Origin of the sequence: Rathayibacter sp. VKM Ac-2754 (assembly GCF_009807095.1) — a bacterium.
Lineage (GTDB): Bacteria > Actinomycetota > Actinomycetes > Actinomycetales > Microbacteriaceae > Rathayibacter.
The window spans coordinates 425,489-450,457 of sequence record NZ_WUCC01000002.1 but is presented as its reverse complement, the minus strand read 5'-3'; the positions used below and the strand labels follow the sequence as shown (position 1 = coordinate 450,457).

Below are 24,969 nucleotides of genomic sequence, written 5' to 3'. Positions count from 1 at the left end.
CCGTGGCCGAGGCACCCTCGATCGGGCACCGGATCGACGCGAGCTACGCCTCCCTGTCCCGGCAGGAGCAGCGCGCGGCCGACTTCATCCTCGATCACCTCGGCGATCTCGCGATCTACACCGCCACCGAGCTCGCGCAGAACAGCGGTGTCTCGAAGGCGACGGTCTCGCGGCTGTTCCGGCGCCTCGGCTTCACCAGCTCGCAGGAGGTGCGCGAGCACGCCCGAGCACTCCGCAGCTCGGGCGTCCCGGTCGGCCCCGCCTCCGCCGGCGGGCCGGGCGACGCCCTCGCGGCCCACCTCGACAGCGAGCGCGCGAACCTCCTGCGTCTGGCGACGACCCTCTCGAGCGGCCGGCTCGAGGCGGCGGTGACGCTGCTCGCCGACGCTCGGGAGGTGGTGGTCGTCGGGATGCGCAACAGCTACCCGGTGGCCCTGCACCTGCGGCAGCAGCTGGCGCAGGCGCGCGACCGGGTCAGGATCGCGCCGCAGCCCGGGCAGTCGCTCGGCGAGGAGCTGGCCGGTCTGGGGGCGCACGACGTGGTCGTGCTGGTCGGGTTCCGGCGCCGCCCCGCCTCGTTCTCGGCCCTCGTCGACGTCCTCGCCGCGCACGGCGTCCCCGTGATCCTCCTCGCCGACCCGCAGGCCCGGCGCTTCGCCGAGCGGGTCTCGGTCTGGCTCGAGTGCCCCGTCGACAGCGACGCCGCCTTCGACAGCTACGCGGCGGCGATGAGCGCGGCCGCCCTGCTCGCCTCCGGAGTGCTCGGCGCCTCGCCCCGCGACTCCCGGGAGCGCATCGCCGGGATCAGCACGGTCTACTCGGAGCTGTCCGAGATCGAGGACCGCGCGTGAGCGCTGCCGCCGAGCTCATCCGCGATCACGCGCGCCACCCCGTGGGCCGGTCCGACTCGTCGGCCGCCGTCGTCGGGCGCGCCGAGCTGATCACGCCGACCTGCGGCGACCGGCTCGAGGTGCGGGTCACCGGCACGCCGTCGGCGGTCGGTGTCGCCTGGAGCGGGCGCGGCTGCGAGGTCTCGCAGGGCTCGGCGTCGCTGATGGCCGACGAGCTCGACGGGCGCAGCGCCTCAGAGATCCGAGGGCGGATCGAGAGCTTCCTCGCCTCGATGGAGCGACGGGAGGCCGAGGCCGGTTCCGGTCAGGAGTCGGCGCTGCTCGCGGTGGCGGGCAATCCGGTGCGCTCGGTCTGCGCGACACTCGCCTGGCGCGCGCTGCGCGCGGCGCTCGAGGCGGGGGAGCTGCGGTGAGCGGGCCCGTCGTCGTCGAGTCCCGAGGCGAGATCGCCGCACTCGACCTCCTGCGCTCCCCTCGAGCGCAGCACGTCGCGCGCGCCGCTGTCACCTGTCGCCCCCTCCGCGATCGCCGGCCAGTGCGCCGCGCCGAGCAGCACCGGATGACCGGGGCGGCCGCCGTAGACCGCGCGGGCGAGAGTGTCGGGCCCGTCCGTCGCCCGCTCGAGCAGGCGCGCACCGACCGCGGCGGGCTCGTCCGGCAGATCCACGAGCGTCACCAGGGCCGCGTCGCCGTCCGCGGCAGCGAGCCCGGCGCGCAGCGAGGCGGACAGCCCCTCGGCCCACTCGGTCGCCACGACGATCTCGGCGCCGGCCGGGACGAGCGGCCGGGCCTCCTCCGCCCCCGCGCCGAGGACCACGACCACCCGCGCGCAGCCGACCGCCTCGAGGCGGCGCACCGCGTGCTCCAGCCACGGCACCCCGTCCGCCGTCCGCCGCAGGGCCTTCGGCCCGCCCGCGCGGAGTCCCGCCCCCGCGGCGAGGACGATCCCGGTCACCGCAGCCGCATCCATCCGCCCATCGTGCCCCACCCGCCGTTCGACGAGGAGACCCCATGACCGCACCCGACGTCCTCCGCGATGCCCTGACCGCCTGCCTCGCCGTTCCCCGCTGGGTCGACGAGGTCGCCGACGGCGCCCCGTACGCCTCGACCGACGCCCTCGCGGCCGCCGCCGACCGCGTCGCGCGCTCGCTCACCGCCGAGGAGATCGAGGCCGCACTCGCCGACCACCCCAGGATCGGAGAGAAGCACGCCGGCGCCGGGCGCTCCTCCGAGTTCGCCGCCGCCGAGCAGGCGTCGAGCCGCTCGAGTGACGAGGTGCTCGCCGAGCGTCTGCTGGCGGGCAACCGGGCCTACGAGGAGCGCTTCGACCGCGTCTTCCTCATCCGCGCCGCCGGCCGCGACCGCGCCGAGATCGTCGCCGAGCTCGAGCGCCGACTCGGCCTCGACGACGAGACGGAGCGCGGGATCGTCGCCGACCAGCTGCGCGAGATCACCGTGCTGCGGGTCAGGGCGCTCGGCCCGGAGACCGGCGCGATCGTGGCGGAGGTGCGCCCGTGAGCGCGCACGCCAGCCACGTCACGACGCACGTGCTCGACGCCGTGCTCGGCCGCCCCGCGAGCGGAGTGCCGGTCGCGCTCGAGGCGCGCACCGACTCCGGCTGGTCGCCCGTCGCCACGGCGCGGACCGACGCCGACGGTCGGGTCGGGGTCTTCGGTCCGGAGGCGCTTCCCGCGGGCGTCTACCGCGTCGTGTTCGACACCGGGGCCTACTTCGGTGCCGACGCGTTCTACCCGGAGGTCGTGGTCGCGTTCCGGCTCGACGACGTCGAGGCGCACTTCCACATCCCGCTGCTGCTCAGCCCGTTCGCCTACTCGACGTACCGGGGGAGCTGAGCGTGCAGCTCCAGGACGTCCTCGACGCCCCCCAGCTCCGGATCCGCGCCGTCTACACCACCCCGGAGGCGCTCGCGCGACCGGTCAACTGGACGTTCACGACCGATCTGCTCGATCCGCGGCGCTACCTCGCGCGCGACCAGCTCGTGCTCACCGGCCTGGTCTGGCGCCGGACCCCGGAGGACAGCGAGACCTTCGTCTCGGCCGTCGCGGCCTCGGGCGCCGTCGCGCTGCTGGCCGGCGAGGGCCTCTACGGCTTCGTGCCCGACGACGTGATCGCCGCCTGCCGCGCGCACGGAGTCGCGCTGTTCGCGGTGCCGGCCGACGTGTCGTTCGCCTCGATCACCGCGCACCTCTCGAACACGCTCGCCGGTGACCGCGTCGCGCGGCTGACCGCGGGCCTCGCGCGCCAGCGGGAGCTGCTCACCGAGGTCTACCGGGGGCAGCTGCTCGACGAGCTGATCACCCGCACCTCGACCGAGCTCGGCCGCCCCGTGCGCGTGCTGACCGCGACCGGCCGCCTCGCCGCCTCCGCCGAGCCGCTCGGCCTGACCGAGATCGAGCGCGTCGTGCGCGCCGGTCTCACCGCGCGCCGGAACCCGGTGACCGTACCCGACGCCCACGGCGGCGTGCTCTCGGTCTTCGTCGTCGCCGGAGCCGACGAGCACCGGGCGACGTCGTGGTTCGTCGTCGTCGCCGGCGACTGGAACGAGTGGCACCCCTCGCTGCTCGATGCGGTGACCGAGCTGACCGGCGTGGTCGGCCTCTACCGGTTGCAGCGCGACTCCGCGATGCTCGCCGACTCCGCCCTCGCCGACCGCCTGCTCGAGCTGATCGAGGAGGACAGCGAGCAGCCCGAGACGGCCGTCTACCTCCGACAGCTCGGACTCGCGGGCGCGGGTCGCTGCGCGGTGGTGGCGGCGGGATTCGAGGAGGACGCCTCCTCCGATCTCGCGCGCTGGCTGCTGACCGACGCCGCCTCGCACCTCGGCCGCGCCGTCGTCGGGCGGGACGCCCAGGGCTGCGTCGTGGCGATCGTGCCGATCGACGGCTCGAGCGAGATCCCGATCGGAGCGGATCCGCTCGCCGTCGTCACCTCGGCGCTGCGGCGCGCGGGTGCCGGGCTCGACGGGCCGGTCCTCCGGGTCGGCACGAGTGCGGCGACGGCGTCATCGGCTCTCGGCGGGGCGCTGCGCTCGGCGCGCTACGGCATGCTGCTGCCGGGGGCGCCGGGGGACACCTCGGCCGTGCGCATCAGCGACTCGGGCGAGGTCACCTCGGCCGTGCAGCTGCTGACCGCGGTGCCCGACCACCTGCGCACCGTCTTCATCGAGCTCGTGCTGGGCCGGCTCGTCGAGCACGACGCGCGCTACAACTCGCAGCTCGTCGCCACGCTCGCGGCGTTCCTCGAGTGCGGAGGCTCGTGGGTGCGCACCGCGGAGCAGACGCACCTGCACCTCAACACGGTCCGCTACCGCATCGCGCGGGTCGAGGAGCTCACGCAGCGCGACCTGTCGGACACCTCGGACCGCGCGGACCTCTTCTTGGCGCTCCAGCTGCGCTAGCGGGCGGTGACGGGCTCGAACCAGGGGACGAGGTCGACGAGACCGTCCGGGTACTCCGCCGCGCGGTCGACCAGCTCGTCGGTCAGCACGGTCGTGAGGACGGTGAAGACCGGCTCGGGATCGTCGCTGAAGCCGTCGGTCGGCTGCCAGAGGCCCGAGGAGAGGACGGTGTCGGAGGGGGCGAAGGCCGGATCGTCCTCGACCTCGCGCAGGTCGGCGGCGGTGAGCGCGGACTGCCGGACGCACAGCGCGTCGGGGAAGGCGCCGGCGAGATCGGCGGCGACCTGCTCCGGATCGGCATCGGCGGCGACGGCGAGGAGAACGATCGCGGTGTCATCGGCGACGAAGGTCTGGCCGTTGCCGAGGAGCACGTCGGGGTGCGCGCGCTGGTACTCGGCCGCGGCTCCGGTGCCGAGCGCCGACATCGACTTCCAGCCGCCCGCGGGCGCGGTGCAGCCCGCCGGCTGGGGGAAGGGCTGCGCGCTCATGTACGCGAGCTTCTCCTCGTCGGTCGCGAAGCTCGGAGCCGGATCCGGCGTCGGAGTCGAGGTGGACGGTGCGTACCGTTCGTAGTCGAGGCTCTCGAGCTGGAACATCCGGCCGGAGAGGGTGCCGACGACGAAGGCGGGGACGACGTCGACGCCGTCCTCGGTGCGGACGGTCATGCCCTGTGCCATCAGCCGAGCGCGGAGGTCGGCTGCGGTGATGCCGGTGACGGCGAGTCCTTCATCGCAGGGCGGGAGGCCCATGGTGAATCCGGGATCGATGTCGTGGCCGCAGATCCGAGCGGAGTCGTTCTCGAACCAGACGTCGACGGCGGCACCGACCCACTGGCCGGGAGTCGGCGCGGAGGAGGCCGGCTGTGCTGCTCCGCTCGGCGCCGCGGTCGCACACCCGGTGAGCCCGACGGCGAGCAGTGCGGCAGCGAGGACGGACGCGGGGGCGATGCGCATGCCCCGACGGTAGCGGGCGCGAGACGGTGAGCCCAGGGCTGCGGCGAATCCGGCGGAGGACGGGTGGCGGTGGCGCCTGCAGACCGCACGCCCCGCTACTCCGGAGCCGCGACCCGCCGCCCCCGCACGTGCACCGCCGCGATCGCCGGCTCGCGCAGCCCCATCAGCAGCGCGAACAGCAGCTGCGCCGTCGCCCGCGCCTCGTCGTCGGCCCGCACGCCGTGGGCGAGCACCTCGGCCAGCGGCTCCCAGCGGTCCGGCTCGATGCGGACGAAGTCCGCGTCCTTGCCGAGGTCGAAGTTGCCGAAGCGCTCCTCCATGTCGAGGGCGCGCGCGCCCGCCAGCGTCGCCGTGAACAGCAGCTCGGCCGGGTGCAGCGCGACCGCCGCGTCGCCCGCCTCGGACAGGTGCACCTTGAACGTGTCGTTCGCCACCCGCGACAGAAGCCACTCGTCGCCGGCCCCGACGTCGCTGCCGAGCGCGACGGTCACTCCGGAGGCGACGGTCCGCCGCCAGGGCATCGTCCCCGAGCCGAGGAACTGCTGCGACGTCGGGCAGTGCGCGATCGAGGTGCCGGTCTCGGCCATCCGGTGCAGCTCGTCGTCCTGGCAGTGCACCGCGTGCGCGAGGATCGTGCGCCGGCCGAGGAGTGAGGAGCCGCCCCGCGCGGAGCCGGGCAGGAACAGCCCGTCGTACGTGTCGAGATAGCTCTTCGTGCCGTAGAGCTCGCGCACCGCGGCTATCTCGCCGTCGCCCGGCCGGTCGTTCTCGTTGAGGTGGCTGTGCACGTACACGCCGCGGCTGCGGACGGAGTCGTACAGCTCGCCGAGCCCGGCGAGTGTGGTCGGGGTGACCGAGAGCGAGAAGCGCGGCACGATCGCGACCTGGAGGAGCGCCGTCGCGGCGTCCTGGGTGTCGACCGCGTGCCAGCGCTCGATCTCGTCGGCGACGAGCGCGAGCGCCTCCTTCTCGGTGGTGAGCAGCGGTGCGGCGGAGGCGGGACCGACGGTCTGGATGCCGCGCCCCGAGACCGTGCGCAGCCCCGCCGCCAGGCTGGCCTCGAACAGCGCGTCCTGCGCGTGCGGGAACGCCGAGCCGAAGACCATCGCCGCCGTCGTCCCGGCCTGCACCCGTCGACGCGTGAAGGCGCGGGCGATGCGGGCGGCGACGTTCTCGTCGGCGAGGCGCGCCTCCGCCGGGAACACCGCGGTGTCGAGCCACTCGAGCAGCTGGCCGCCGCCGAAAGCGTCGGTCGTCCAGGTCTGCGGGAAGTGCACGTGCGTGTCGACGAAGCCGGGCAGGAGGAACGCGGACGCGTCGCCCGTCACCGGCCAGTCGCCGTACTCGCGCGGCAGCGAGCGGTGCGCGCCCACCCAGGCGATCGTGCCGGCGTCGTCCACGACGAGGGCGCCGTCCGGGATCGACACCAGCGCCGCCTCCGCCTCCGAGAGCGAGGGCCGCCCCGCGAGGTGCAGGACGTGGCCGCGGTGGACGCCTCGGCTCACACCAGACCCGTGTAGGCGTACCAGGCCGGGCCCGCGTCGGGCGCGTCGTCGCGGGTGACGCTCGCCTGGATCAGGCCGTAGGGGCGGTCGTCGGCGTGGAAGACCTCGTTGTCGTTCGAGACTCCGAACGGCGACAGGTCGTAGAGGAAGTGGTGCTTGTTCGGCGCCGACAGGCGGATCTCGACGATCTGCGGGTACTCCTCCAGTACCGCCTTGCCCATCTCGAACAGCGTCTGCTGCAGGGCGAGCGAGTGCACGGTCGCGAAGCGGCTGATCATCAGCGCCTTGATGCCGGCGTAGACACCCTCCCAGTCGGTCGAGGCGAGCTCTTCCCCGGTCAGGGCGAAGCGCCACTTCGCGACCAGGGAGGTGGCCATCACCCGATCGTTCGTCGGCTGGAGCACGGTGTAGGGGTCGGTGAGGAAGCCGTGGAACTCGGAGCCGGTCGACTTGAGGATCGTCAGATCCTTGAAGCCGCCGGTGACCCACACCTGCTGCTCGTCGCCCGAGCCCTCGACGGTGACCGAGGCGATGCGCACCTCCTGGCCCTTGCGGACCCAGGTGTGGTCGTGCTCCTCGCCGTCGACGACGACCCGCTCCCACGCGAACTCCTCGATCTCGATGCGGGCTCCGTGCACGGGCGCGTAGCCGTCGACGAAGTGCCGGGCGAGCTCGAGACCGTAGGCCTCGATCGAGCGCAGGCCCTTCTCCTTCGCGAAGGAGTAGGCGGTCTGCTTCTGCGTGTCCGTCGGCAGGACGGCCGACTGGTCGCCCTCGAGGTGCGCCGCCTCGAAGTCGCCGCGGAGGGCGGTCGACACGTTGACGTCGTGGATCTCGTGTCGCGGGCTGTCGCGGTAGATCCGGACGACGCGGTTCTCGGCCTTCCCGTACTGGTGGTCTCCGAGGATGATCGACATGTCCGCTCCTGTCCGGGTGGTGGTGGGCGCCGCGCGCCCGTCTGTCAGGATGCCGCGGCGGGCACGGGGTCCGCGCCTCCCGATGCGCTGAATCCGCCGTCGCTGCCCCGCCAGTCTTGTGCGATCCGCCCGCCGGAGCGCCTCGAACCGCGTGAGTTCACACGCTCGAAACGTGCCCGGAACACGCCCCGCGAGAGGCCGCTTCGTCTGCGACGAGCACGCAGCGCCCTGCGCCCGAGCAGAGACTCGCGAGGGCGGATCAGAGGGCGGGGCGGTCGAGGAGGCGGCCGACGGGTGCCGCGGTCGACGCGGTCACCGCGACTCCGCCGACCCACGTGGCGGCGACGGCACCGCGGAGCACGCGGCCGTCGTACGCGGACACCTTGTTCTTGTGGGCGAGCGCGCCGACGTCGACGCGCGCCTGGGCGGCGGGGTCGAAGGCGACGAGGTCGGCGTCGGCTCCCGCCCGCAGCAGCCCCTTCTGCCCGAGCCCGGCGAAGGCGGCGGTGCCGGTCGACATCCAGGCGACGACCTGCTCGAGCGGGATCCCGCGCTCGTGCGCCCCCGTCCAGATCGCGCGGAAGCTCAGCTCGAGCCCCGAGATGCCGCCCCAGGCGAGACCGAAGTCGCCGTCGTGCGCGAACTTCAGCTCGGCGGTGGCGGGGGAGTGGTCGGAGGCGATGATGTCGATCGTGCCGTCGAGCAGCCCCTTCCAGAGCAGCTCGCGGTTGCGCTCGTCGCGGATGGGCGGGCAGCACTTGAACTCGGTGGCGCCGTCGGGGATCGATCCGGCGTCGAAGGTGAGGTAGTGCGGGCAGGTCTCCGCGGTGATCCGCAGCCCCTCGGCCTTCGCCTCGCGCAGCAGCGGCAGCGCGTCGGCGGAGGAGAGGTGCAGGATGTGCGCGCGTCCGCCGGTCTCGCGGACCGCCTCGATCACGTGCAGGATCGCGCTCTTCTCGGACGCGGGCGGCCGCGACTCCACGAACGCGCCGTAGGAGGTGCCTCCGTCGTTGGCGCTCGACTCGAGCTCGGCCGGGTCCTCGGCGTGCACGATCAGCAGGCCGTCGAAGGCGGCGATCTCGCGCATCGCCGCGAACAGCTGGTCGGTGCTGAGGTGCGGGAACTCGTCGACCCCGCTCGGCGAGAGGAAGCACTTGAAGCCGAAGACCCCGGCCTCGTGCAGTTCGCGGAGGGTGCCCAGGTTCTCGGGGATCGCTCCGCCCCAGAAGCCGACGTCGACCAGCGCCTGCGGGCCGGCGGCGGCGCGCTTGGCCTCGAGACCCGCGACGGTGGTCGTCGGCGGAATCGAGTTCAGCGGCATGTCGATGATCGTGGTGACGCCTCCTGCCGCGGCGGCCCTGGTGGCCGAGGCGAACCCCTCCCACTCGGTGCGGCCCGGCTCGTTGACGTGCACGTGGGTGTCGACCGCGCCCGGGATCAGCACCTGTCCCTCGGGCAGCACGACCTCCTCGGCCGTCCGCCACGGGGCGTCGACGGCGCCCACGGCGACGATCAGTCCCTCGGCGATCGCGACGCTGCCCGACTGCCAGCCGTGCTCGGTCAGCACAGCGGAGGAGCGGATCACGAGGTCGAGCGAGGGAGCGTCGGAAGGCATGGATCGACCCTATACTCGGCATGTTTCCTGCGTGTGAGCGCCCCTCGGCGGCTCGCCCGCGCCCCCGGCAGCGACGCCTCCCACCCGCACCGAGGAGGTCGCCGTGCTCGAACTCGCCGTGCCGATCCTCGAGCGCGTCGAGGCCGGCGAGCGCCTCGCGGTCGTCACGGTCACCCACGTCTTCGGATCCGCGCCCCGCGCTCTCGGCTCGTCGATGGCGGTCGACGCGGCGGGCGCGGCGATCGGCTCGATCTCGGGGGGCTGCGTCGAGGCGCAGGCCTATGCCCTCGCTCAGGAGGTGCTCGGCACGGGCGGCAGCGCCTCCGAGCACTTCGGCTTCGACGACGAGGCGGCCTTCGCGGCCGGGCTCTCGTGCGGTGGGCAGCTGCGGGTGCTCGGGCACGCCGTCGACGCCTCCTCGGGTGCGGTGCTCGCCGAGCTCCGCGCCGCCCGGGCGGGCCGACCGGCCGGGCTGGCGATGATCGTCGGCGGTCCCCAGGAGCTCGTCGGGCTGGTGATCACCGGCGCGACCCGCGCGCAGGACGTGCTCGGGCCGCACCTCGATGAGGACGCGGTGCACCGGATCCTGGCCGAGCGCTCGGCGCGGATGCTGTCCGGTCGCTCCGAGAGCGTCGAGATCGACTGCCAGGGCACCGAGCTCGAGGTGACCTACATCGTGCACGCCGAGAAGCCGCGCCTGCTGGTCTTCGGCGCCGTCGACTTCTCCGCCGCCCTCTGCGCCGCGGGCGCTCTGCTCGGCTACCGCGTGACGGTCTGCGACGCCCGGCCGGTCTTCGCCACCGCCGAGCGCTTCCCCGCCGCCGACGAGGTGATCGTGGAGTGGCCCTCCGACTACCTCGCCGCCACCGCGGTCGACGCGCGCACCGTGATCGCGGTGCTCACCCACGACGAGAAGTTCGACGTCCCGCTGCTCGAGCTGGCGCTGACCCTGCCGGTCGCCTACGTCGGCGCGATGGGGTCGCGGCGCACGAACGAGCGCCGGCTCGGGCTGCTGCGGGAGGCGGGGGTCGCCGAGGAGGCGCTGTCCCGCCTGCACTCGCCGATCGGCCTCGACATCGGCGCGTCCACCCCGGAGGAGACGGCCGTCTCGATCCTCGCCGAGGTGCTCGCGGTGCGCTCGGGCGCCTCCGGCTCCCCGCTCGCCGGCCTCCCCGGGCCCATCCACGCGGCTCGCTGAGGCGGATCGGGGGTCGCGTCGAAACCGACGGGAAACACGGCGGTGGCAAGCTCGGGGGATGCAGCGCCACATCATCACCGGAGCCCACGTCGCCACCGTCGATGCGGCGGGCACCGAGCACGCGGGCGGGCACGTCGTGGTCGACGACCGCAGGATCACCGCGGTCGGCGCGGGTGCTCCTCCCGCCTGGGCGCTCGACGGCCGCGCGCCGACCGGACTGCCCGCGCAGGAGCCGGTCTCGATCACCCGCGTCGACGGCCGCGGTCACCTCCTCACGCCGGGATTGATCAACACGCACCACCACCTCTACCAGTGGCTCACCCGCGGCTGGGCGCAGGACTCGATCCTCTTCGACTGGCTCGTCGCGCTGTACCCCGCCTGGTCGCGGATCGACGCCGACCTGACCCGCTCGGCGTCGCTGGGTGCGATGGGCGTCCTCGCCCGCTCCGGATGCACGACGGTCGGCGACCACCACTACGTGTTCCCGCGCGGATCGGGCGACATCGTCGGCGGGATCGTCGATGCGGCCTCGACGCTGGGGCTCCGCCTGCACGCGACCCGCGGCTCGATGGACCTCGGCGAGTCGCAGGGCGGCCTGCCGCCGGACTTCGCCGTCGAGACGACCGCGGCGGCCCTGGAGGCGAGCGGCGCCGCCGTCGAGCGCTACCACGACGACTCGTTCGACTCGATGGTGCGGGTCGCGATCGCGCCGTGCTCGCCGTTCTCGGTCACTCCGGATCTGCTCCGCGAGTCGGCGGTGCTCGCCCGGCAGCTCGGCGTGCGCCTGCACACCCACGGATCCGAGACGATCGAGGAGGACGCCTACACGCGCGAGGCGTTCGGCATGTCGCCCACCGACTACCTCGAGTCGCTCGGCTGGCTCGGCGACGACGTCTGGATGGCGCACTGCGTGCACCTCGACGACGACGCGATCGCGAAGTTCGCGGCCACGGGCACCGGAGTCGCGCACTGCCCGTCCTCGAACGGCCGGCTCGCCGCGGGCATCGCGCCCGTCCCGCAGCTGCTGGCGGCCGGGGTCCCGGTGGGGCTGGGGGTCGACGGCTCGGCCTCGAACGAGTCGGGGCAGCTCGGCATCGAGATCCGCGAGGCGGTCCTGATGAACCGGCTGCGCGCCGGGGCCGACCGGATGAGCGCTCGTCAGGCGCTCTCGGTCGCGACGATCGGAGGCGCGCGAGTGCTCGGCCGTCAGGACGAGATCGGCTCGATCGAGGTCGGCAAGCTGGCGGATCTCGCGCTCTGGAAGGTCGACGGGATCGAGCACGCGGGCATCGCGGATCCCGTAGCGGCGCTGGCGCTCGGATCGCAGCCTCCGCTGACGCTGCTGCTCGTCAACGGGCGGTCCACCGTGACGGAGGGTCGCCTCGTCAACGCCGACGAGGACGCGATCGCCCGCGAGGTCGCCCGCGCGAGCGCGGAGCTCGCGTCGCGGGTGTGAGTCCCCCCTCGCTGATCGAGTAGCCCGCGGAGCTGGCGCATTCAGCCCAGGCATGCTGATCGAGTAGCCCGCGCAGCGGGCGTATCGAGATCCACCAGCTTCAGGAGTCCGGTTCCGAGGCCCGATCTGTTGACGCTCGTGGGTCTCGATACGCCCCTGCGGGGCTACTCGACCAGCATGGGGGCGCTACCGACGCTGACTTCCCGCTCAGCCCTGCGGGGCCTCCGCCGCGACGGTGCGCACGGGGGCCGCGTCGGGGTGCAGGATCCGCCACACGCGGTCGCGCGACAGCGGCAGCTCGTGGGGGCGCACGCCGATGGCGTCGCGGACGGCGTTGGCGAGGGCCGGGGCGACCGGGTTGTAGGGCGCCTCGCTCATCGACTTGGCGCCGAACGGACCGAGGTCGTCGGCCGTGTCGGCGAAGAGCACCTCGGTGCTCGGCAGGTCGGCCATCTGCGGGATGTGGTAGTTCCGGAGGATCGCGGTCGTGACCGTCCCCGCGCCGTCGAGGATGACCTCCTCGTAGAGCGCCGAGCCGATCGCCTGCGCGACTCCGCCCTCGACCTGGCCCCGGCACTGCTCCGGGTTGATGACGAAGCCCGCATCCGCGGCCTGCACCGACTGCAGGATGCGGACCTCGCCGGTCGACTCCCGCACAGCCACGCGGAAGCCCTGCACGTTGAACGCGAGGGAGCGCTGGGCGCCGTCCTCGGTCCCCGTCGCGGTGATCGGTCCACCGGCGGCGCGCGCCAGCTCGTCGAAGGTGACCCGTGTGCCGTCCGTCGCGAGCAGGCCCTCGTCGTCGGGCTCGAACTCGCCGCCCTCGATCCCGGTGATCCGCTTCGCGAGCGAGCGGAGATCGGCGAGGAGCCGCACCGCCGCTCCGTAGACCGCCTTGCCGGCGACCACGGTGCCCGCGCTGCCGAAGGCGCCCGTGTCGTAGCGAGCGGCGGCGGTGTCGGACTGCCGGATGCGCACCCGGTCGGCCGAGGCGCCGAACGCGCTCGCGACGAGCTGGGTGTGCACGGTGGTCGTCCCGTTGCCGAACTCGGCGGTGCCGACCCCGATCGTGAGGAGACCGTCGGCGTCGACCGCGACCGTCGCCTCCGAGAAGTGACCGCGCGGGGGGATCGTGGCGATCATCGCCACCGCCATGCCCTCGCCGATCCGCCAGTCGGGCCCCTCGGGGACGGCGTCCGCCCGGCCGCGCACGAGCGCCGCCTCGGTCAGGTCGAGGCACTGGTCGAGCCCGTACGAGGCGAAGCCGATGTCGTCGCCCTCCACGTGCGTCACGACGAGCGGATCGCCGGGGCGGACCGCGTTGATCCGGCGCAGCTCGAACGGTTCGATGCCCAGCTCGACGGCGAGCTGGTCCATCGCCGACTCGATGCCGAAGATCACCTGCCCGAGCCCGTAGCCGCGGAAGGCGCCGGAGGGCAGGTTGTTCGTGTAGACGGCCTGGGCGTCGACGCGCTTGTGGGGCGCGTTGTAGGTCGCGACCGACTCCGAGGTGCCGTGGAACATCACGCCGGGCCCGTGGTTGCCGTAGGCGCCGGTGTCGGACAGCACGTCGACCGTCATCGCCGTCAGGCGTCCGTCGCGGGTGGCGCCCAGCCGCACATCGACCCGCATCGGGTGACGGCACGGCGCCATCGTGAACTCGTCGGTGCGGGTGAACTCGTACTGCACGGGCCGCCCGGTCGCGAGCACGGCCAGGGCGACGACGTCCTCGGTGAGGATCTCCTGCTTGCCGCCGAACCCGCCGCCGACCCGCGCGGTGAAGACGCGGACGCTCTCGGGCGCCCGGTCGAAGATCCGAGCGATCTCGTCGCGGACGAGGAAGGGCACCTGCGTCGAGGTGCGCAGCACCAGCTCGTCGCCCTCGAGCCAGCCGATCGTGCCGTGCGTCTCGAGTGCCGTGTGAGCGACGCGGGAGGTCTGCCAGCGACCCTCGACGACCACGTCGGCCTCGGCGAGACCCTGCGCGACGTCGCCGTACTCGCCGTGCAGCTCGGCCACCACGTTCGAGCCGGGCTTCGCGATGCGCGAGGCGATCGGGTCCTTCTCGCCGTGCAGGAGGGGCGCGCCCGGCGAGCGCGCCTCCTCGGGGTCGAAGACGGCCGGCAGCACCTCGTACTCGACCTCGATCGCGCGGCAGGCGATCTCGGCCTGCGCGACCGACTCCGCCACGACGACGGCGACGCGCTGCCCGCGGAACCGCACGACGGTGTCGAGCATCCGCGTGTCGTCGGGGTCGTCGAGCCGCGACTCGTGACGGGCGGTCGAGTAGAGCAGATCGGGCACGTCGGAGGCGGTCAGCACCGCGATCACGCCGGGGATGGCGGCGGCCGCGTGGGTGTCCATCGACACGATGCGCGCGTGGGCGTGCGGGCTCTGCAGCACCTTGAGGTGCAGGAGCCCGGGCACCGCGACGTCGAGCGTGTAGGGCTCGCCTCCCGAGACGATCCGGCGCCCGGCGGGGGCGCCGAGGGAGCGGCCGACGCGGGACTCGTCGGCGGTCGGGCGGCCGGTGCGGCGCACGGGGCTGAGACCGCTCGGGTGCTCGCAGGAGTCTCCGCAGGAGTGCCCACCGGTCACCGCCTCGCGGATGGCGCGGTAGCCCGTGCAGCGGCAGAGGTTGCCCTTCATCAGGCGCGGCACGTCTTCAGCACGCGCCCCCTCGATCGCCGTGGCCGTCACGACCATGCCCGCCGTGCAGAAGCCGCACTGGAACGCGCCGAGATCGACGAACGCCTGCTGGACGGCGCTCGGCTCCTGGGCGGTGCCGAGCCCGGCGGCGGTCGTGACCTCGCGGCCCTCGACCCGGTGGGCGGGGTAGATGCAGGAGTGGAACGGTGTGCCGTCGACGAGCACCGAGCAGGCGCCGCAGTCGCCCGCGTCGCAGCCCTTCTTGACCTCGAAGTGCTCGTGGTCGCGGAGCAGCGTCCGCAGCACCTGGCCGGGCTGCGGGGTCGCGTCGACCGCCTCGCCGTTGACGGTGAACCTCATGCGCCGCTCCCTCCGAGCTCGTGCCGGATCTCGTCGGCCAGCACCCGCACGACGGCGTGCCGCCAGTCGGCGGCGCCGTGCGGATCCGTGAACCAGGTCGCGATCGCGTCGACGCCCGCGGCGAGCTCGTCGGCCGAGGGGATCGCGGCGAACCGCAGCACCTCGGGCCGCACGGTCGCACCGGTCACGCAGAGGAGGAACGCCCCGTCGAGGTCGAGCCGACCGATGACGACGGCGCCGCTGCGCCCGAGCGGCGACAGGGCGATCTTCCGGAACGCGGTGCGCGCCTCGAGGGCCCGAGCGGGGAACTCGATCGAGCGGATCACGTCGCCGTGCCCGAGCGTCGTCGTCATGTTCCCGGTGACCAGCTCGCCGACGGGGACCAGCGCGTCGGAGCCGTCGGCCCGCCAGATCAGCGCCTCGGCGTCGAGGGCCGCGGCGAGGCCGATCATCGGCCCCGCGGGCAGGGCGTTGGCGATGTTGCCGCCGACCGTCGCCGTGTTCCAGATCTTGAACGAGCCGAGAAGCGCCGTGCAGCACTGGAAGAACAGCGGACCGCGATCGGGCACGGCGGCCAGCTCGGTGAAGGTGCAGGTCGCGGCGACCGACAGGCCCTCGGGAGTCGCGCGGAGCGGCTCCCAGCCGAAGCCCTGCAGGTCGAGGAGCTCGTCGAGGTGATCGTGGGGGAGGGAGAAGACCCAGGAGCCGCCTCCGATGACCGCGGTGCGCGGCCCCATCGCCGCGAGATCGGCGCGGTCGCGCACGACGCGGACGCGCTGGATCGTGTTCAGGTCCATGCCGCACCTCTCGACCGCGCCCGCCGGATGCGTGCCCGTCCAGTCAACCTCAGACGTGTGACACCCGTGTTACCCCGCGCTGTCCCGCCGAGTCCGCGCGCGGTACCGCCTTGGCGGATCCGCCAGTCGGCTCAGCCGAGCGACGCGACCCACTCCGAGCTGCCGTCCACGAACGACTGCTCCTTCCAGATCGGCACGGACGCCTTGATGTCGTCGACCAGGGCCGCGCACGCCTCGAAGGCCGCGGCCCGGTGGGCGGACGCGACCGCGCACGCCAGGGCCAGGTCGCCGACGACCAGGTCGCCGACCCGGTGCACCGCCGCGATCCGCACGTCGGGGAAGCGCTCCGCGATCCGCTGCGCCGACGCGAGCAGCGCCGCCGACGCCTCCGGATGCGCCTCGTAGTGCAGGCGCAGCACACCGCGACCCTCGTCGTGATCGCGGACGATGCCGGCGAAGGTGACCACCGCGCCGTGCGCGGGGGAGTCGACGGCGTGCTCGCACTCGTCGACCGTGACGGTCTCGTGGGCGATGCGCGCGAGCGCGACGGCCTCAGCGGGCATGATCGCCGCCTCCGAGCTGGTCGAGCAGGTGGCCGATGACCGGGTCGAGCACGCCGATGCCGTCGCGGACACCGCCGGGCGAGCCGGGCAGATTGACGACGACGCTCGTGCCCGCGACTCCCGCCGTGCCGCGGCTGAGGATCGCCGTGGGGACGTGCGCGGCTCCCCGGGCGCGGATCGCCTCGGCGAGACCGGGCAGCTCGCGCTCGATCAGCGGCGCGGTCTGCTCGGGTGTGACGTCGCTCGGGGCGACCCCCGTGCCTCCGGTCGTGACCACGATGTCGACTCCCGCTCCGATCGCGTCCGAGATCGCCTCGCCGACCGCGTCGCCGTCGGCGACCACGACCACGCGCCCCTCCCAGCCCCGGCTCTCGAACCAGGCGAGCAGCGCCGGCCCCGTGCGGTCCTCGTACACGCCGGAGGCGGCGCGCGTCGACGCGACGACCGCGACCGCCCGCCGCGTCACTGCGCGCTCCACGAGCCGGTGCGCCCGCCAGCCTTGGCGAGCACGCGGATGTCGGTGATGACGGCGCTCCGATCGACGGCCTTGAGCATGTCGTAGACGGTCAGCGCCGCGACGGTGACGGCGGTGAGCGCCTCCATCTCGACCCCGGTGCGCCCGCTGGTGCGCACGCGCGCCTCGATCCGCACCCGGTCACCGCCCGGCTCGAGGTCGACGTCGACCCCGTCCAGCGCGAGCGGGTGGCAGAGCGGGATCAGCGTCGAGGTGGCCTTCGCGCCCATGATCCCGGCGATCCGCGCCACTGTCAGCGCCTCGCCCTTGGGCAGCTCGCCCTGCTCGAGCAGCCGCACGACCTCGGGCGTCGTGACGACGAAGCCCTCGGCGACCGCGGTGCGCGAGGTCACCTCCTTGCCGCCGACATCGACCATGTGCACGGCGCCGTCGGCGCGGACATGGGTCAGGTGGTCTGAGACCTCAGTCATCGATCCTCCAGATCTCGACCGTGTCGCCGGTCGCTGCGCGTTCCGTCCCGACGGGGACGTGGATGAGCACGTTGGAGCGCGCGTAGGACGCGAGCAGGTGCGAGCTCGGCCCGCCGACCGCGTGCACGAGGCCCTCGTCGTCGAGGGTTCCGCGCCGGATCTGGTGCAGGTGCGCGGGGGAGTCGAGCGGGGTGCCGAGCCGGGCCCGCAGCCGGGGCCGCTCCGCCGGGTACCGCCCGGCGAGCGAGCGCAGCACGGGGCGGAGGAAGACCTCGAACGACACCAGCGCGCTCACCGGGTTGCCGGGCAGCGACACGATCGGCAGGTGGGTGCCGTCCGTCATCCGCACGAGTCCGAGTCCCTGCGGCCCGCCGGGCTGCATCGCGACGTGCCCGAACTCGGAGCCGGCCGGCCCGAGCGCGTCGCGCACGACCTCGTAGGCGCCGGCGCTCACTCCGCCGACCGTGATCGCGAGATCCGCCTGGGCCGCGTGCTCGTGCAGGAGCGCCAGGAGATCCTCCGCTCGGTCGCTGCCGCACGGCGCGACGATCGGCAGCGCGCCCGCCTCGCGGACGGCCTCGGCGAGCAGCGAGCCGTTCGCGTCGTAGATCTGCGCGTCCTCGAGCAGTGCACCGGCCGGGCGGATCTCGTGCCCGGTCGGCACGACGAGGACGCGGATCCGGGGGAGCACCTCGATCTCGGTGAGGCCGAGGGAGGCGAGCAGGCCGTAGTGCGCGGCGCGGAGGGTCGTGCCGGCGGGCAGCGCCAGGTCGCCGCTCCGGGTATCGCTCCCACGCGCGCGCACGAAGGTCGAGGCGATGACGGGTGCCGAGAAGGCGACGCGCGCGTCCTCGGAGCCGGTCGCGGGGAAGCGCGGCGGGTCGACCCGCTCGATCGGCACCACGGCGTCGGCGCCGACGGGCAGAGGCGAGCCGGTCATGATCGGAGCGGCGGTGCCCGGCGCGAGGCGCGGCGCCCGGTCGCCCGCGGGAATGGCGGCCACGACCGGCAGGACGACCGGACTGCCGGTGGTGGCCGCGTCGAGATCGGTGGCGTGCACGGCGTAGCCGTCCATCTGCGAATTGTCGAAGCGCGGCAGGTCGAGGGGAGCGGTGACCGAGCGCGCGAGCACGCGGCGGTCGTAGGCGCCGGGATCGGCGGCGACGGCGGCGGGATCGAGCGGCAGCGTCTCGTGGGCACCGCGCTCGGCGAGGGGGGAGAGCAGAGCGCGCACCCGGGCGGCGTGCAGGTCGATCGACGTCATCGCGTCCTCTCCGTCGCTCGCCCGCGCCGAGTGGCGGGGAGGAGTCCATCCTGCCGGGTCGCGCGCAGATCCGGCGCGTAGTCTGTCCGGATGAGCACAGCACTCGGGATTCCCGGCATCCGGCCCCGGCAGCAGAGCTCCGTGCTCCCGGCCGAGCGCCCCGCGACTCCGCTCCTCCTCGACACCTACGGACGGGTCGCCGACGACCTGCGCATCTCCCTCACCGACAAGTGCAATCTGCGCTGCACCTACTGCATGCCGGCCGAGGGGCTGCCCTTCCTCCCGCCCGCGTCACTGCTCACCCGCGACGAGATCGTGCGGCTCGCGCGCATCGCGGTCGAGCAGTTCGGCGTGCGGCAGATCCGCTTCACCGGCGGGGAGCCGCTGCTGCGGAAGGATCTCGTCGACATCATCCGCGACGTCGCCGCGCTCGAGCCCCGCCCCGAGATCTCGCTGACCACCAACGCGATCGGCCTCTCGGGTCGAGCGGAGGCGCTCGCCGCGGCCGGCCTGAACCGCGTCAACGTCTCGCTCGACTCCATCTGCGCCGAGACCTTCGCGAAGGTCACCCGGCGCCCGTTCCTCGACCGCGTGCTCGCCGGCATCGACGCCCTGGGCCCCGCGGGACTCGCCCAGACGAAGATCAACGCCGTGCTCCTCCCCGGCATCAACGACAAGGAGGCGCCCGAGCTGCTCGCGTGGGCGCTCGCCGGCGGTCACCAGCTGCGCTTCATCGAGCAGATGGCCCTCGACGCCGACCACGGCTGGGACCGCGAGACGATGATCACCGCCGCCGGGATCCGCGAGATCCTCTCGGAGCGCTTCACCCTCACCCCGCACGCCGCCCCGCGCGACGGAGCCCCCGCCGAGCTGTTCGACGTGCACGAGACCGGTGTCCTCGAAGGGCCGGTCCTCGGTCAGGTGGGCATCATCGCCTCCGTCACCGAGCCGTTCTGCGGAGACTGCCGTCGCACGCGCCTGACGGCGGAGGGCGGAGTGCGCAGCTGCCTGTTCTCGAACGACGAGACCGACCTGCTCTCCCCGATGCGCGCGGGTGCCGACGACCACGAGGTCGCCCAGCTCTGGCGCGGCGCGATGTGGGGCAAGCCGGCCGGCCACGAGATGAACCGCGTGGGCTTCGTGCAGCCCGAGCGCACGATGAGCGCGATCGGCGGATGAGCGTGCGCGTCCGCTACTTCGCCGCGGCGAAGGCCGCTCTGGGGCGCGCCGGCGACGAGTTCGACGGCGTGGCTGATCTGGGTGCGCTCGAGGCGCGGCTGGTCGAATCCGCGCCGAGTGCGGCCGAGGTGCTGGCGCGGTGCACCTACCTCGTCGGAGGTGTGTCGACGACCGATCGCGCGACTCCGCTCACCGACGGCGCGGCGGTCGACGTGCTGCCGCCGTTCGCCGGCGGCTGACGCCGCGCCGCCACCTGCTCGTGCGGAGGCGGCGACGCGACTCCGGGCCGCGGCTCAGCCCCTGCGGGCGAGGTAGTCGCGGAGGCCGGCGAGGCGCTCGGCGTTCTCGGCCTTCAGCTCGTCCAGCGCCGCCCGGTTCGCGGTGATCAGCGGGGCCTGGTACGAGGCCTCCAGATCGCCGAGGGTCTGTGCCAGCCCGGTCTCGCTGTTGCACCGCGCCTCAGTCGACGCGACGCGGATCTCCTCCTCGCTCGCGGAACCGCCCGCCGGACTGCGGGCCTCGGCGACCTCGACTCCCTGGCGCGACGTCCAGTCGCCCGAACCGGTGCGCGGGTCGAGTCCGGCCTCGCGGAGGCACTGCCACCACGACTCGCGAGCGGCCTGCCAGGCCGGGTCGGCGGAGGCCGAGTTGTAGGCGGCCGTCCGGAGTCGGGGCACGAGCGACTCGGTGAGCTCGCCGTTGTCGGGGAGGAGCGCGGTGAGCTCCGCGTCCGGCCGCGTCGCGCAGTCCTCGTACGCCGCGTCCCACGCCTCGCCCCCCGCCGCGCGGTCGGCATCGATCGCCGCATCGACCGGCGAGGGCGCCGATCCGAATCCGTGCAGGAGCGCCTGGTCCTCGTTCCAGAGGCCGTAGGTCCTGTCCCCGATCCTCGACTCGGGCGTCTCCTCGATCGAGACCGCGGAGTAGACGGATCCCGCGGCGGTCATGCAGGTCGCGAGGGCGATGTCGGTGGCGTGGTTCGCCAGATCCATCGTCGACTCGGAGTCGTAGAAGTCGTACTCGCCCAGCGGCAAGACGATCTCACCGGTGTCCCGGTCGAGCACCGCGTGCGCTGACGGGTCCCGGGGGGCGGATGCGCCGAAGGCGCTCTGGGAGCACCCCGCCAGGAGGACGAGGAGGAGTGCCGACCACGCGGCGGGCACGCGACCCTGATGACGAGCGGGTCGCCCTCCGGTCGGCTGCTGCGGGCGTCGGGACGGTGACGGCGGAACGTGCGTCATGGTGGTGACCTCCAGAGTCGGGGCGCTCGACTGCGGCGCCTCTCCAGTGAATTCCCTGCACCGATCGCGGGCGCCGGACGAACAGCCACTCCCTCTCGTCCGTTCGGACGAAAAGGCTCCGTGCGCACGACGGGCGGCTCGGGGCAGCCGTTAGCGTCGGGGCATGCCCGCTCTCCTCCGTCGTGCCCGCCCCTGGCTCGACCTCCTCGTCGCGGCGGCCTTCGGCGGGTTCTGGCTGTCGGCGGAGGCGGGGCGCATCGGTGGCGACGGCGGATCGGGCCGCGCCGCGCTCGTCCTGCTCGTCACCGCAGTCGTGGCCGCCTGTTCCTCAGCACCGTGGGTCGCCGTCGGGGCGTCCGCAGCCCTGGCCGTGTGCGCGGTCCTCCTGCCGGACACGGCTTCCAGCGGCATGGGATCGCTCGTCACCGGCCTCGTCTACGCCGCCGTCCGCACGGGCGCCCGTCCTCCGTCGCGGGCCGGAGTCGTGCTCTCCGCTCTGCTCCTCGTCGGCTCCGGCGCTCTCGCCTACCGAGCGGAGGGTCCCTTCGCGGCCGGAGTGCCGGTCGGCCTGGTCGTGCTCGGACTGGCCGGAGGGCACCTCCACCGCCTGATCCGCGGGCGCGCGCAGCTGCTCGTCGAGCGGCGCGCGCTCGAGCAGAGCCTCGACGACGCTGGCCGCGAGCTGACCCTCATCTCCGAGCGCTCCCGCATCGCCCGCGACGTTCACGACATCATGGCGCAGTCGCTGTCGATCGTCCTCGCCCAGGCGAACGGAGCCGCTTCGCTCGTCCGGGTCGACCCCGGGCGAGCCGAGACGTCCCTCGGAGTGATCTCCGACGTCGCTCGCGCGTCACTCGTGGAGGTGCGGATGCTCCTCGAGTCCATCGGGCCCGGCGCCGTCGTCCTCGACCAGCCGACGCTCGAGAGCCTCCCCGCGCTCGGTGAGCGGTTCCGCTCCGCCGGTCTCGCCGTCGACATCGAGGAGTCCGGGGCACGAGTCCCGCTCACCGGCGGCCAGCAGCTGGCGGTCTACCGCATCGTCCAGGAGGCGCTGACCAATGCGCTGCGGCACAGCGGCGACCGGCCGAACGCCCTCGTCCGGCTGCTCTGGAGCGGTTCCGCGCTCCTGCTCGAGGTCACCTCGCGCGGGCGGCCGGGCCGCGAGCCGTCGATCGGGTCGGGTCGGGGAGTCGTGGGGATGAAGGAGCGTGCCGAGCTCGCGGGCGGGTGGTTGACCGCCGAGGAGTCGCAGGACGGCGAGAGCTTCGTCGTCACCGCCTCGGTGCCGGCGCCTCCCGTCGAGGTGGCGCCGTGATCCGCGTGGCGGTCGCCGATGACCACCTGCTGTTCTGCTCCGGGCTGCAGATGCTGATCGACGCCGAGACCGATCTGGAGTTCGCAGGCGCGGCCTACACCGGCTCCGCCGCGGTCGCCCTGGCGCTCGGCGCGAGACCCGACGTCCTCCTCCTCGATGTGCGGATGCCGGTCCTCGACGGCATCTCGGCCGCCCGCCGGATCACGCAGGAGCCGGCCAACCGCACCCGGGTGATCATCCTCACGACCCATCAGCACGACAGTGCGATAGCCGAGGCTCTCGCCGCCGGCGCCGTCGGCTTCCTCATGAAGGACGCCTCCACCGAGCTGCTGCTCGGCACGGTCCGCGCCGTCGCCGCCGGCCGCACGATCATCGCCGGCGCGGGCCACCGCTCCCCGCTGCGCGACTACGTGTCCACCGTCGCGCCCGCGACTCCGGAGGCGCTCGCCGCTCTCTCCGCCAAGGAGCGGGAGATCTTCGCCTCCGCCGCCCAGGGTCGGAGCATCGCCGAGATCGCGGGTCAGGCCCACTTGAGTGAGTCGACCGTCAAGAGCCACGTCTCCAGCATCCTCGGCAAGCTCGGTCTCGCGTCCCGACTGCAGCTCGTCGCCTTCGCGCACCGGCACGGACTCGTCTAGCGCTTCAGGGCGTCAGCCCCAGCCCGCCGCCCCGCCCACCAGCGAGTCCGAGGCGATCCCCGCCGCCGCCGCGCGCTCCGCCGCCAGCCGCGAGCGGACCCCCGACGCGCAGTACAGCACCAGCGGTCCCGCGGGCAGCGCCCCCGGGTCGAAGCGGGACATCGGCATCCGCACCGCCCCCGGCACCGCGATCGAGCGGTCCTCGGAGTCCTCGCGGAGGTCGATCACCGTCGGCGGGCGCGATCCCGCCAGCCGCGCACGCAGCTCGGCGGCCGTCACCGCCCCCGCACCCACGAGCGGCGGAGGAACGGTCGGCACCGCGCGCGCGAGCGGCAACTCGGTCCACGACCCGTCGAGCGCGTCGTGCACCAGCACCCGCCCGAACAGCGGTGCACCGACTCCCGTCACCAGCTTCACGACCTCGCTCGCCATCGCCGAGCCGATCGTCGCGCAGAGCGTCCCCAGGACGCCGACCGTGGCGCAGCTGTCGGCCGAGTCCTCCGCCTCCGGGTGCAGGGCCCGCAGCGTGACGCCTCCGCCCGGCGCCTCGGCCCAGAACGTCGAGAGCTGGCCGTCGAAGCCGAGGGCCGAGCCCCAGACGTGCGGGATGCCGGCGCGGGTGGTCGCGTCAGAGGCCAGGTAGCGCGACCCGAAGGTGTCGAAGCCGTCGACGACCACGTCCCAGTCCGCGACGAGCGCGTCGGCGTTCACCGAGGTGAACGCGACGGAGAAGGCGCGCGCGTCGATCCCCGGCGAGAGGCGGCGCGCGGTCGCGGCCGCCGACTCCGCCTTCGACCGCCCCACCGAGTCGCCGTCGTGCGCGGTCTGGCGCGAGAGGTTCGACGGCTCGACGACGTCGGAGTCGACGATCCCGAGCCGCCCGATGCCGGCTGCGGCGAGCGCCGTGATCACCGGCGAGCCGATGCCGCCGGCGCCGAGCACCAGGACGCGTGCGTCCAGGAGCCTCCGCTGCCCCTCCTCGCCGAACAGGCGGATCTGGCGGGCGAAGCGCTCCCGTTCGCCTGCGCTGAGCCCGCTCACGCGAGCACCTTCTTCCACTGGCCCTCGACGGCGACGGCGGTGAAGCCCACGGCCTCGTTCACGGTGAGCATCGGGCGGTTCTCCTCGGCGTTCCAGGTGTAGACGGCCGAGCAGCCCGTCGCGGCGAGCTGCTCGAGGGCGTCGAGCTTCAGCAGCATGCCCAGGCGGTGGCCGCGGTGCTCCGGCAGCACGAGCGTGTCGCCCCACAGCGCGGGGCGGTCGGGCAGCAGATCGGTCGTGCAGTAGCCGACGAGCCGCCCGCTCGAGCGGTGCAGCGCGGCGGAGGCGAGCTCGACCCGTCCGCCGGCCGCTGCCCCGCGCTCGTGGGCCGCGAGCCGATCGCGGGTCCAGGTCTCCTCGGGCACCGACAGGCCGGCCGACGGCGCCTGCGTCGACATCGCGGTGCGGAGGAGGAGCAGGTCGTCGATCCACTCCTCCGGTGTCGCCCCGCGCCAGTGCAGCACCTCGTAGCCCGCGCTGTGCTCGAGGGCGACGCGACGGCGCTCCTCGAGCGACGCGATCGGGAGCCGCGCGACGCTGACGCGCTCGACCTGCTCGAGACTCCAGCCCCGCTCAGCGAGCCAGCGCGATCCGGTGTCGGCGGAGGGGACCGAGCCCGCGCCCGAGAGCGGCTCCGTGCGCTCGCCGCCGGCGTCCGCCCGGTGCGCCGTCCAGGTCTGCAGCACGCGCCTGCCGAGGTCGACCGCGTCCGCGCTCAGCCGCTCGAGCAGGGCCGTCCCCGCACCCTGTCCGCGCTCGTCGGGGAGCACCGCGATCGACAGCCACGCGGCGTCGTCCCCGGGCTCGGCGCTCCAGTGCAGCTCCCCGCCGCCGACGACGCGGCCGTCCCGCTCGGCGAGGTAGGCCCGCCGGGGCGAGAACTCCTGCTGCCGCCACTCCCCGAGGTTCGTCTCGGGGGAGTAGCCGAGGTCGTCGGTCCCCGTGCCCTCGGCCTCGATCGCGTTGCCGATCGCGGTCAGGGCGACGAAGTCCTTCCAGCCGTCGGCGCCGGGGCGCTCCGGTATCGCGAGAGCGCGGACGGCGGTGCGGGTCACCTCCCCAGT

25 protein-coding genes are annotated in these 24,969 nt (G+C 73.9%); 11 read left to right on the top strand and 14 right to left on the bottom strand.

The window, feature by feature from the left end:
* Nucleotides 1–2: 2 nt before the first annotated feature.
* Both GRS92_RS05460 and GRS92_RS05455 read left to right on the top strand, forming a co-directional pair.
* Entirely contained in the window at nt 3–851 is an 849-nt protein-coding gene (locus tag GRS92_RS05460) for a MurR/RpiR family transcriptional regulator (RefSeq protein ID WP_159854025.1), read from the top strand.
* Nucleotides 848–1,264 (top strand): iron-sulfur cluster assembly scaffold protein, encoded by a 417-nt coding sequence (locus tag GRS92_RS05455; RefSeq protein WP_159854023.1) that lies wholly within the window; start codon nt 848–850, stop codon nt 1,262–1,264. The genes GRS92_RS05460 and GRS92_RS05455 overlap by 4 nt, the downstream gene beginning before the upstream one ends.
* Here GRS92_RS05455 and GRS92_RS05450 read toward each other — a convergent pair.
* Nucleotides 1,156–1,821: a nucleotidyltransferase family protein gene (locus GRS92_RS05450; RefSeq protein ID WP_159854021.1), complete on the bottom strand. Its 666-nt coding sequence runs from the start codon at nt 1,819–1,821 to the stop codon at nt 1,156–1,158. The genes GRS92_RS05455 and GRS92_RS05450 overlap by 109 nt on opposite strands.
* Nucleotides 1,822–1,862: 41 nt before the next feature.
* On the opposite strand from GRS92_RS05450, the gene uraD reads away from it, so the two are divergent.
* From uraD to GRS92_RS05435, 3 genes are read left to right on the top strand one after another with little or no spacing between them, the layout of a single operon-like run.
* Nucleotides 1,863–2,369: a 2-oxo-4-hydroxy-4-carboxy-5-ureidoimidazoline decarboxylase gene (gene uraD / locus GRS92_RS05445; protein WP_159854019.1), complete on the top strand. Its 507-nt coding sequence runs from the start codon at nt 1,863–1,865 to the stop codon at nt 2,367–2,369.
* A complete protein-coding gene (gene uraH, locus GRS92_RS05440) occupies nt 2,366–2,704 on the top strand; it encodes a hydroxyisourate hydrolase (protein ID WP_159854017.1) in 339 nt (112 codons plus the stop codon). The genes uraD and uraH overlap by 4 nt, the downstream gene beginning before the upstream one ends.
* A gap of 2 nt (nt 2,705–2,706) precedes the next feature.
* Nucleotides 2,707–4,269, top strand: coding sequence for a helix-turn-helix domain-containing protein (locus tag GRS92_RS05435; RefSeq protein ID WP_159854015.1), 1,563 nt, complete (start codon nt 2,707–2,709; stop codon nt 4,267–4,269).
* Here GRS92_RS05435 and GRS92_RS05430 read toward each other — a convergent pair.
* The 4 genes from GRS92_RS05430 to allB all read right to left on the bottom strand — a co-directional run bounded on the left by GRS92_RS05430 (nt 4,266) and on the right by allB (nt 9,259).
* The gene (locus GRS92_RS05430) at nt 4,266–5,222 is read right to left on the bottom strand and encodes a hypothetical protein (RefSeq protein ID WP_159854013.1); all 957 of its coding nucleotides are present in this window, start codon (nt 5,220–5,222) and stop codon (nt 4,266–4,268) included. The genes GRS92_RS05435 and GRS92_RS05430 overlap by 4 nt on opposite strands.
* Before the next feature lie 95 nt (nt 5,223–5,317).
* Entirely contained in the window at nt 5,318–6,727 is a 1,410-nt protein-coding gene (locus tag GRS92_RS05425; RefSeq protein WP_159854011.1) for an amidohydrolase family protein, read from the bottom strand.
* On the bottom strand, nt 6,724–7,644 hold the full coding sequence (gene pucL, locus GRS92_RS05420) for a factor-independent urate hydroxylase (protein WP_159854010.1): 921 nt from the start codon (nt 7,642–7,644) through the stop codon (nt 6,724–6,726). Before pucL ends, GRS92_RS05425 begins: the two co-directional genes overlap by 4 nt.
* A gap of 259 nt (nt 7,645–7,903) precedes the next feature.
* The gene (gene allB / locus GRS92_RS05415) at nt 7,904–9,259 is read right to left on the bottom strand and encodes an allantoinase AllB (RefSeq protein ID WP_159854009.1); all 1,356 of its coding nucleotides are present in this window, start codon (nt 9,257–9,259) and stop codon (nt 7,904–7,906) included.
* Nucleotides 9,260–9,362: 103 nt separating this feature from the next.
* On the opposite strand from allB, the gene GRS92_RS05410 reads away from it, so the two are divergent.
* Both GRS92_RS05410 and GRS92_RS05405 read left to right on the top strand, forming a co-directional pair.
* On the top strand, nt 9,363–10,457 hold the full coding sequence (locus tag GRS92_RS05410) for an XdhC family protein (protein WP_159854008.1): 1,095 nt from the start codon (nt 9,363–9,365) through the stop codon (nt 10,455–10,457).
* A 58-nt stretch (nt 10,458–10,515) separates the two neighbouring features.
* Nucleotides 10,516–11,913 carry an 8-oxoguanine deaminase gene (locus tag GRS92_RS05405; protein ID WP_159854007.1) on the top strand — a complete coding sequence of 466 codons (1,398 nt, stop codon included), beginning with the start codon at nt 10,516–10,518 and terminating at the stop codon, nt 11,911–11,913.
* A gap of 207 nt (nt 11,914–12,120) precedes the next feature.
* Here the strand turns inward: GRS92_RS05405 and GRS92_RS05400 are convergent, their stop codons facing one another.
* The 6 genes from GRS92_RS05400 to GRS92_RS05375 all read right to left on the bottom strand — a co-directional run bounded on the left by GRS92_RS05400 (nt 12,121) and on the right by GRS92_RS05375 (nt 18,491).
* Complete coding sequence (locus tag GRS92_RS05400) at nt 12,121–14,922, bottom strand: molybdopterin-dependent oxidoreductase (RefSeq protein WP_159854006.1); 2,802 nt, start codon at nt 14,920–14,922, stop codon at nt 12,121–12,123.
* Nucleotides 14,919–15,719 (bottom strand): FAD binding domain-containing protein, encoded by an 801-nt coding sequence (locus GRS92_RS05395; RefSeq protein ID WP_159854005.1) that lies wholly within the window; start codon nt 15,717–15,719, stop codon nt 14,919–14,921. The genes GRS92_RS05400 and GRS92_RS05395 overlap by 4 nt, the downstream gene beginning before the upstream one ends.
* A gap of 131 nt (nt 15,720–15,850) precedes the next feature.
* Nucleotides 15,851–16,282, bottom strand: coding sequence for a molybdenum cofactor biosynthesis protein MoaE (locus GRS92_RS05390; protein WP_159854004.1), 432 nt, complete (start codon nt 16,280–16,282; stop codon nt 15,851–15,853).
* Nucleotides 16,272–16,748, bottom strand: a complete 477-nt coding sequence (locus GRS92_RS05385; RefSeq protein ID WP_159854003.1) for a MogA/MoaB family molybdenum cofactor biosynthesis protein — start codon at nt 16,746–16,748, stop codon at nt 16,272–16,274. Before GRS92_RS05385 ends, GRS92_RS05390 begins: the two co-directional genes overlap by 11 nt.
* Nucleotides 16,745–17,227: a cyclic pyranopterin monophosphate synthase MoaC gene (moaC, locus tag GRS92_RS05380; protein WP_159854002.1), complete on the bottom strand. Its 483-nt coding sequence runs from the start codon at nt 17,225–17,227 to the stop codon at nt 16,745–16,747. The genes GRS92_RS05385 and moaC overlap by 4 nt, the downstream gene beginning before the upstream one ends.
* Complete coding sequence (locus tag GRS92_RS05375) at nt 17,220–18,491, bottom strand: molybdopterin molybdotransferase MoeA (protein ID WP_159854001.1); 1,272 nt, start codon at nt 18,489–18,491, stop codon at nt 17,220–17,222. The genes moaC and GRS92_RS05375 overlap by 8 nt, the downstream gene beginning before the upstream one ends.
* A gap of 90 nt (nt 18,492–18,581) precedes the next feature.
* Here GRS92_RS05375 and moaA point away from each other — a divergent pair, with 90 nt between their 5' ends.
* The gene (gene moaA, locus GRS92_RS05370) at nt 18,582–19,670 is read left to right on the top strand and encodes a GTP 3',8-cyclase MoaA (RefSeq protein WP_159854000.1); all 1,089 of its coding nucleotides are present in this window, start codon (nt 18,582–18,584) and stop codon (nt 19,668–19,670) included.
* A complete protein-coding gene (locus tag GRS92_RS05365; RefSeq protein WP_159853998.1) occupies nt 19,667–19,909 on the top strand; it encodes a MoaD/ThiS family protein in 243 nt (80 codons plus the stop codon). Before moaA ends, GRS92_RS05365 begins: the two co-directional genes overlap by 4 nt.
* Before the next feature lie 54 nt (nt 19,910–19,963).
* Here the strand turns inward: GRS92_RS05365 and GRS92_RS05360 are convergent, their stop codons facing one another.
* Nucleotides 19,964–20,833 carry a hypothetical protein gene (locus GRS92_RS05360; protein ID WP_159853996.1) on the bottom strand — a complete coding sequence of 290 codons (870 nt, stop codon included), beginning with the start codon at nt 20,831–20,833 and terminating at the stop codon, nt 19,964–19,966.
* 241 nt (nt 20,834–21,074) lie between these two features.
* On the opposite strand from GRS92_RS05360, the gene GRS92_RS05355 reads away from it, so the two are divergent.
* Both GRS92_RS05355 and GRS92_RS05350 read left to right on the top strand, forming a co-directional pair.
* On the top strand, nt 21,075–22,226 hold the full coding sequence (locus GRS92_RS05355) for a sensor histidine kinase (protein ID WP_159853994.1): 1,152 nt from the start codon (nt 21,075–21,077) through the stop codon (nt 22,224–22,226).
* Nucleotides 22,223–22,864, top strand: a complete 642-nt coding sequence (locus GRS92_RS05350) for a response regulator transcription factor (protein ID WP_159853992.1) — start codon at nt 22,223–22,225, stop codon at nt 22,862–22,864. Before GRS92_RS05355 ends, GRS92_RS05350 begins: the two co-directional genes overlap by 4 nt.
* A gap of 12 nt (nt 22,865–22,876) precedes the next feature.
* Here GRS92_RS05350 and GRS92_RS05345 read toward each other — a convergent pair whose 3' ends face one another.
* Both GRS92_RS05345 and GRS92_RS05340 read right to left on the bottom strand, forming a co-directional pair.
* The gene (locus GRS92_RS05345) at nt 22,877–23,905 is read right to left on the bottom strand and encodes a HesA/MoeB/ThiF family protein (protein WP_159853990.1); all 1,029 of its coding nucleotides are present in this window, start codon (nt 23,903–23,905) and stop codon (nt 22,877–22,879) included.
* Nucleotides 23,902–24,960: a GNAT family N-acetyltransferase gene (locus GRS92_RS05340; RefSeq protein WP_159853988.1), complete on the bottom strand. Its 1,059-nt coding sequence runs from the start codon at nt 24,958–24,960 to the stop codon at nt 23,902–23,904. Before GRS92_RS05340 ends, GRS92_RS05345 begins: the two co-directional genes overlap by 4 nt.
* Nucleotides 24,961–24,969 lie beyond the last annotated feature (9 nt).

What these genes read in the sequence shown, in the direction of transcription:
- GRS92_RS05450 (WP_159854021.1), bottom strand. Translation starts at nt 1,821, where the DNA reads ATGGATGCGGCTGCGGTGACCGGGATCGTCCTCGCCGCGGGGGCGGGA.
- uraD (WP_159854019.1), top strand. Translation starts at nt 1,863, where the DNA reads ATGACCGCACCCGACGTCCTCCGCGATGCCCTGACCGCCTGCCTCGCC.
- GRS92_RS05430 (WP_159854013.1), bottom strand. Translation starts at nt 5,222, where the DNA reads ATGCGCATCGCCCCCGCGTCCGTCCTCGCTGCCGCACTGCTCGCCGTC.
- pucL (WP_159854010.1), bottom strand. Translation starts at nt 7,644, where the DNA reads ATGTCGATCATCCTCGGAGACCACCAGTACGGGAAGGCCGAGAACCGC.
- allB (WP_159854009.1), bottom strand. Translation starts at nt 9,259, where the DNA reads ATGCCTTCCGACGCTCCCTCGCTCGACCTCGTGATCCGCTCCTCCGCT.
- GRS92_RS05405 (WP_159854007.1), top strand. Translation starts at nt 10,516, where the DNA reads ATGCAGCGCCACATCATCACCGGAGCCCACGTCGCCACCGTCGATGCG.
- GRS92_RS05400 (WP_159854006.1), bottom strand. Translation starts at nt 14,922, where the DNA reads ATGAGGTTCACCGTCAACGGCGAGGCGGTCGACGCGACCCCGCAGCCC.
- GRS92_RS05395 (WP_159854005.1), bottom strand. Translation starts at nt 15,719, where the DNA reads ATGGACCTGAACACGATCCAGCGCGTCCGCGTCGTGCGCGACCGCGCC.
- GRS92_RS05390 (WP_159854004.1), bottom strand. Translation starts at nt 16,282, where the DNA reads ATGCCCGCTGAGGCCGTCGCGCTCGCGCGCATCGCCCACGAGACCGTC.
- moaC (WP_159854002.1), bottom strand. Translation starts at nt 17,227, where the DNA reads ATGACTGAGGTCTCAGACCACCTGACCCATGTCCGCGCCGACGGCGCC.
- GRS92_RS05375 (WP_159854001.1), bottom strand. Translation starts at nt 18,491, where the DNA reads ATGACGTCGATCGACCTGCACGCCGCCCGGGTGCGCGCTCTGCTCTCC.
- moaA (WP_159854000.1), top strand. Translation starts at nt 18,582, where the DNA reads ATGAGCACAGCACTCGGGATTCCCGGCATCCGGCCCCGGCAGCAGAGC.
- GRS92_RS05365 (WP_159853998.1), top strand. Translation starts at nt 19,667, where the DNA reads ATGAGCGTGCGCGTCCGCTACTTCGCCGCGGCGAAGGCCGCTCTGGGG.
- GRS92_RS05355 (WP_159853994.1), top strand. Translation starts at nt 21,075, where the DNA reads ATGCCCGCTCTCCTCCGTCGTGCCCGCCCCTGGCTCGACCTCCTCGTC.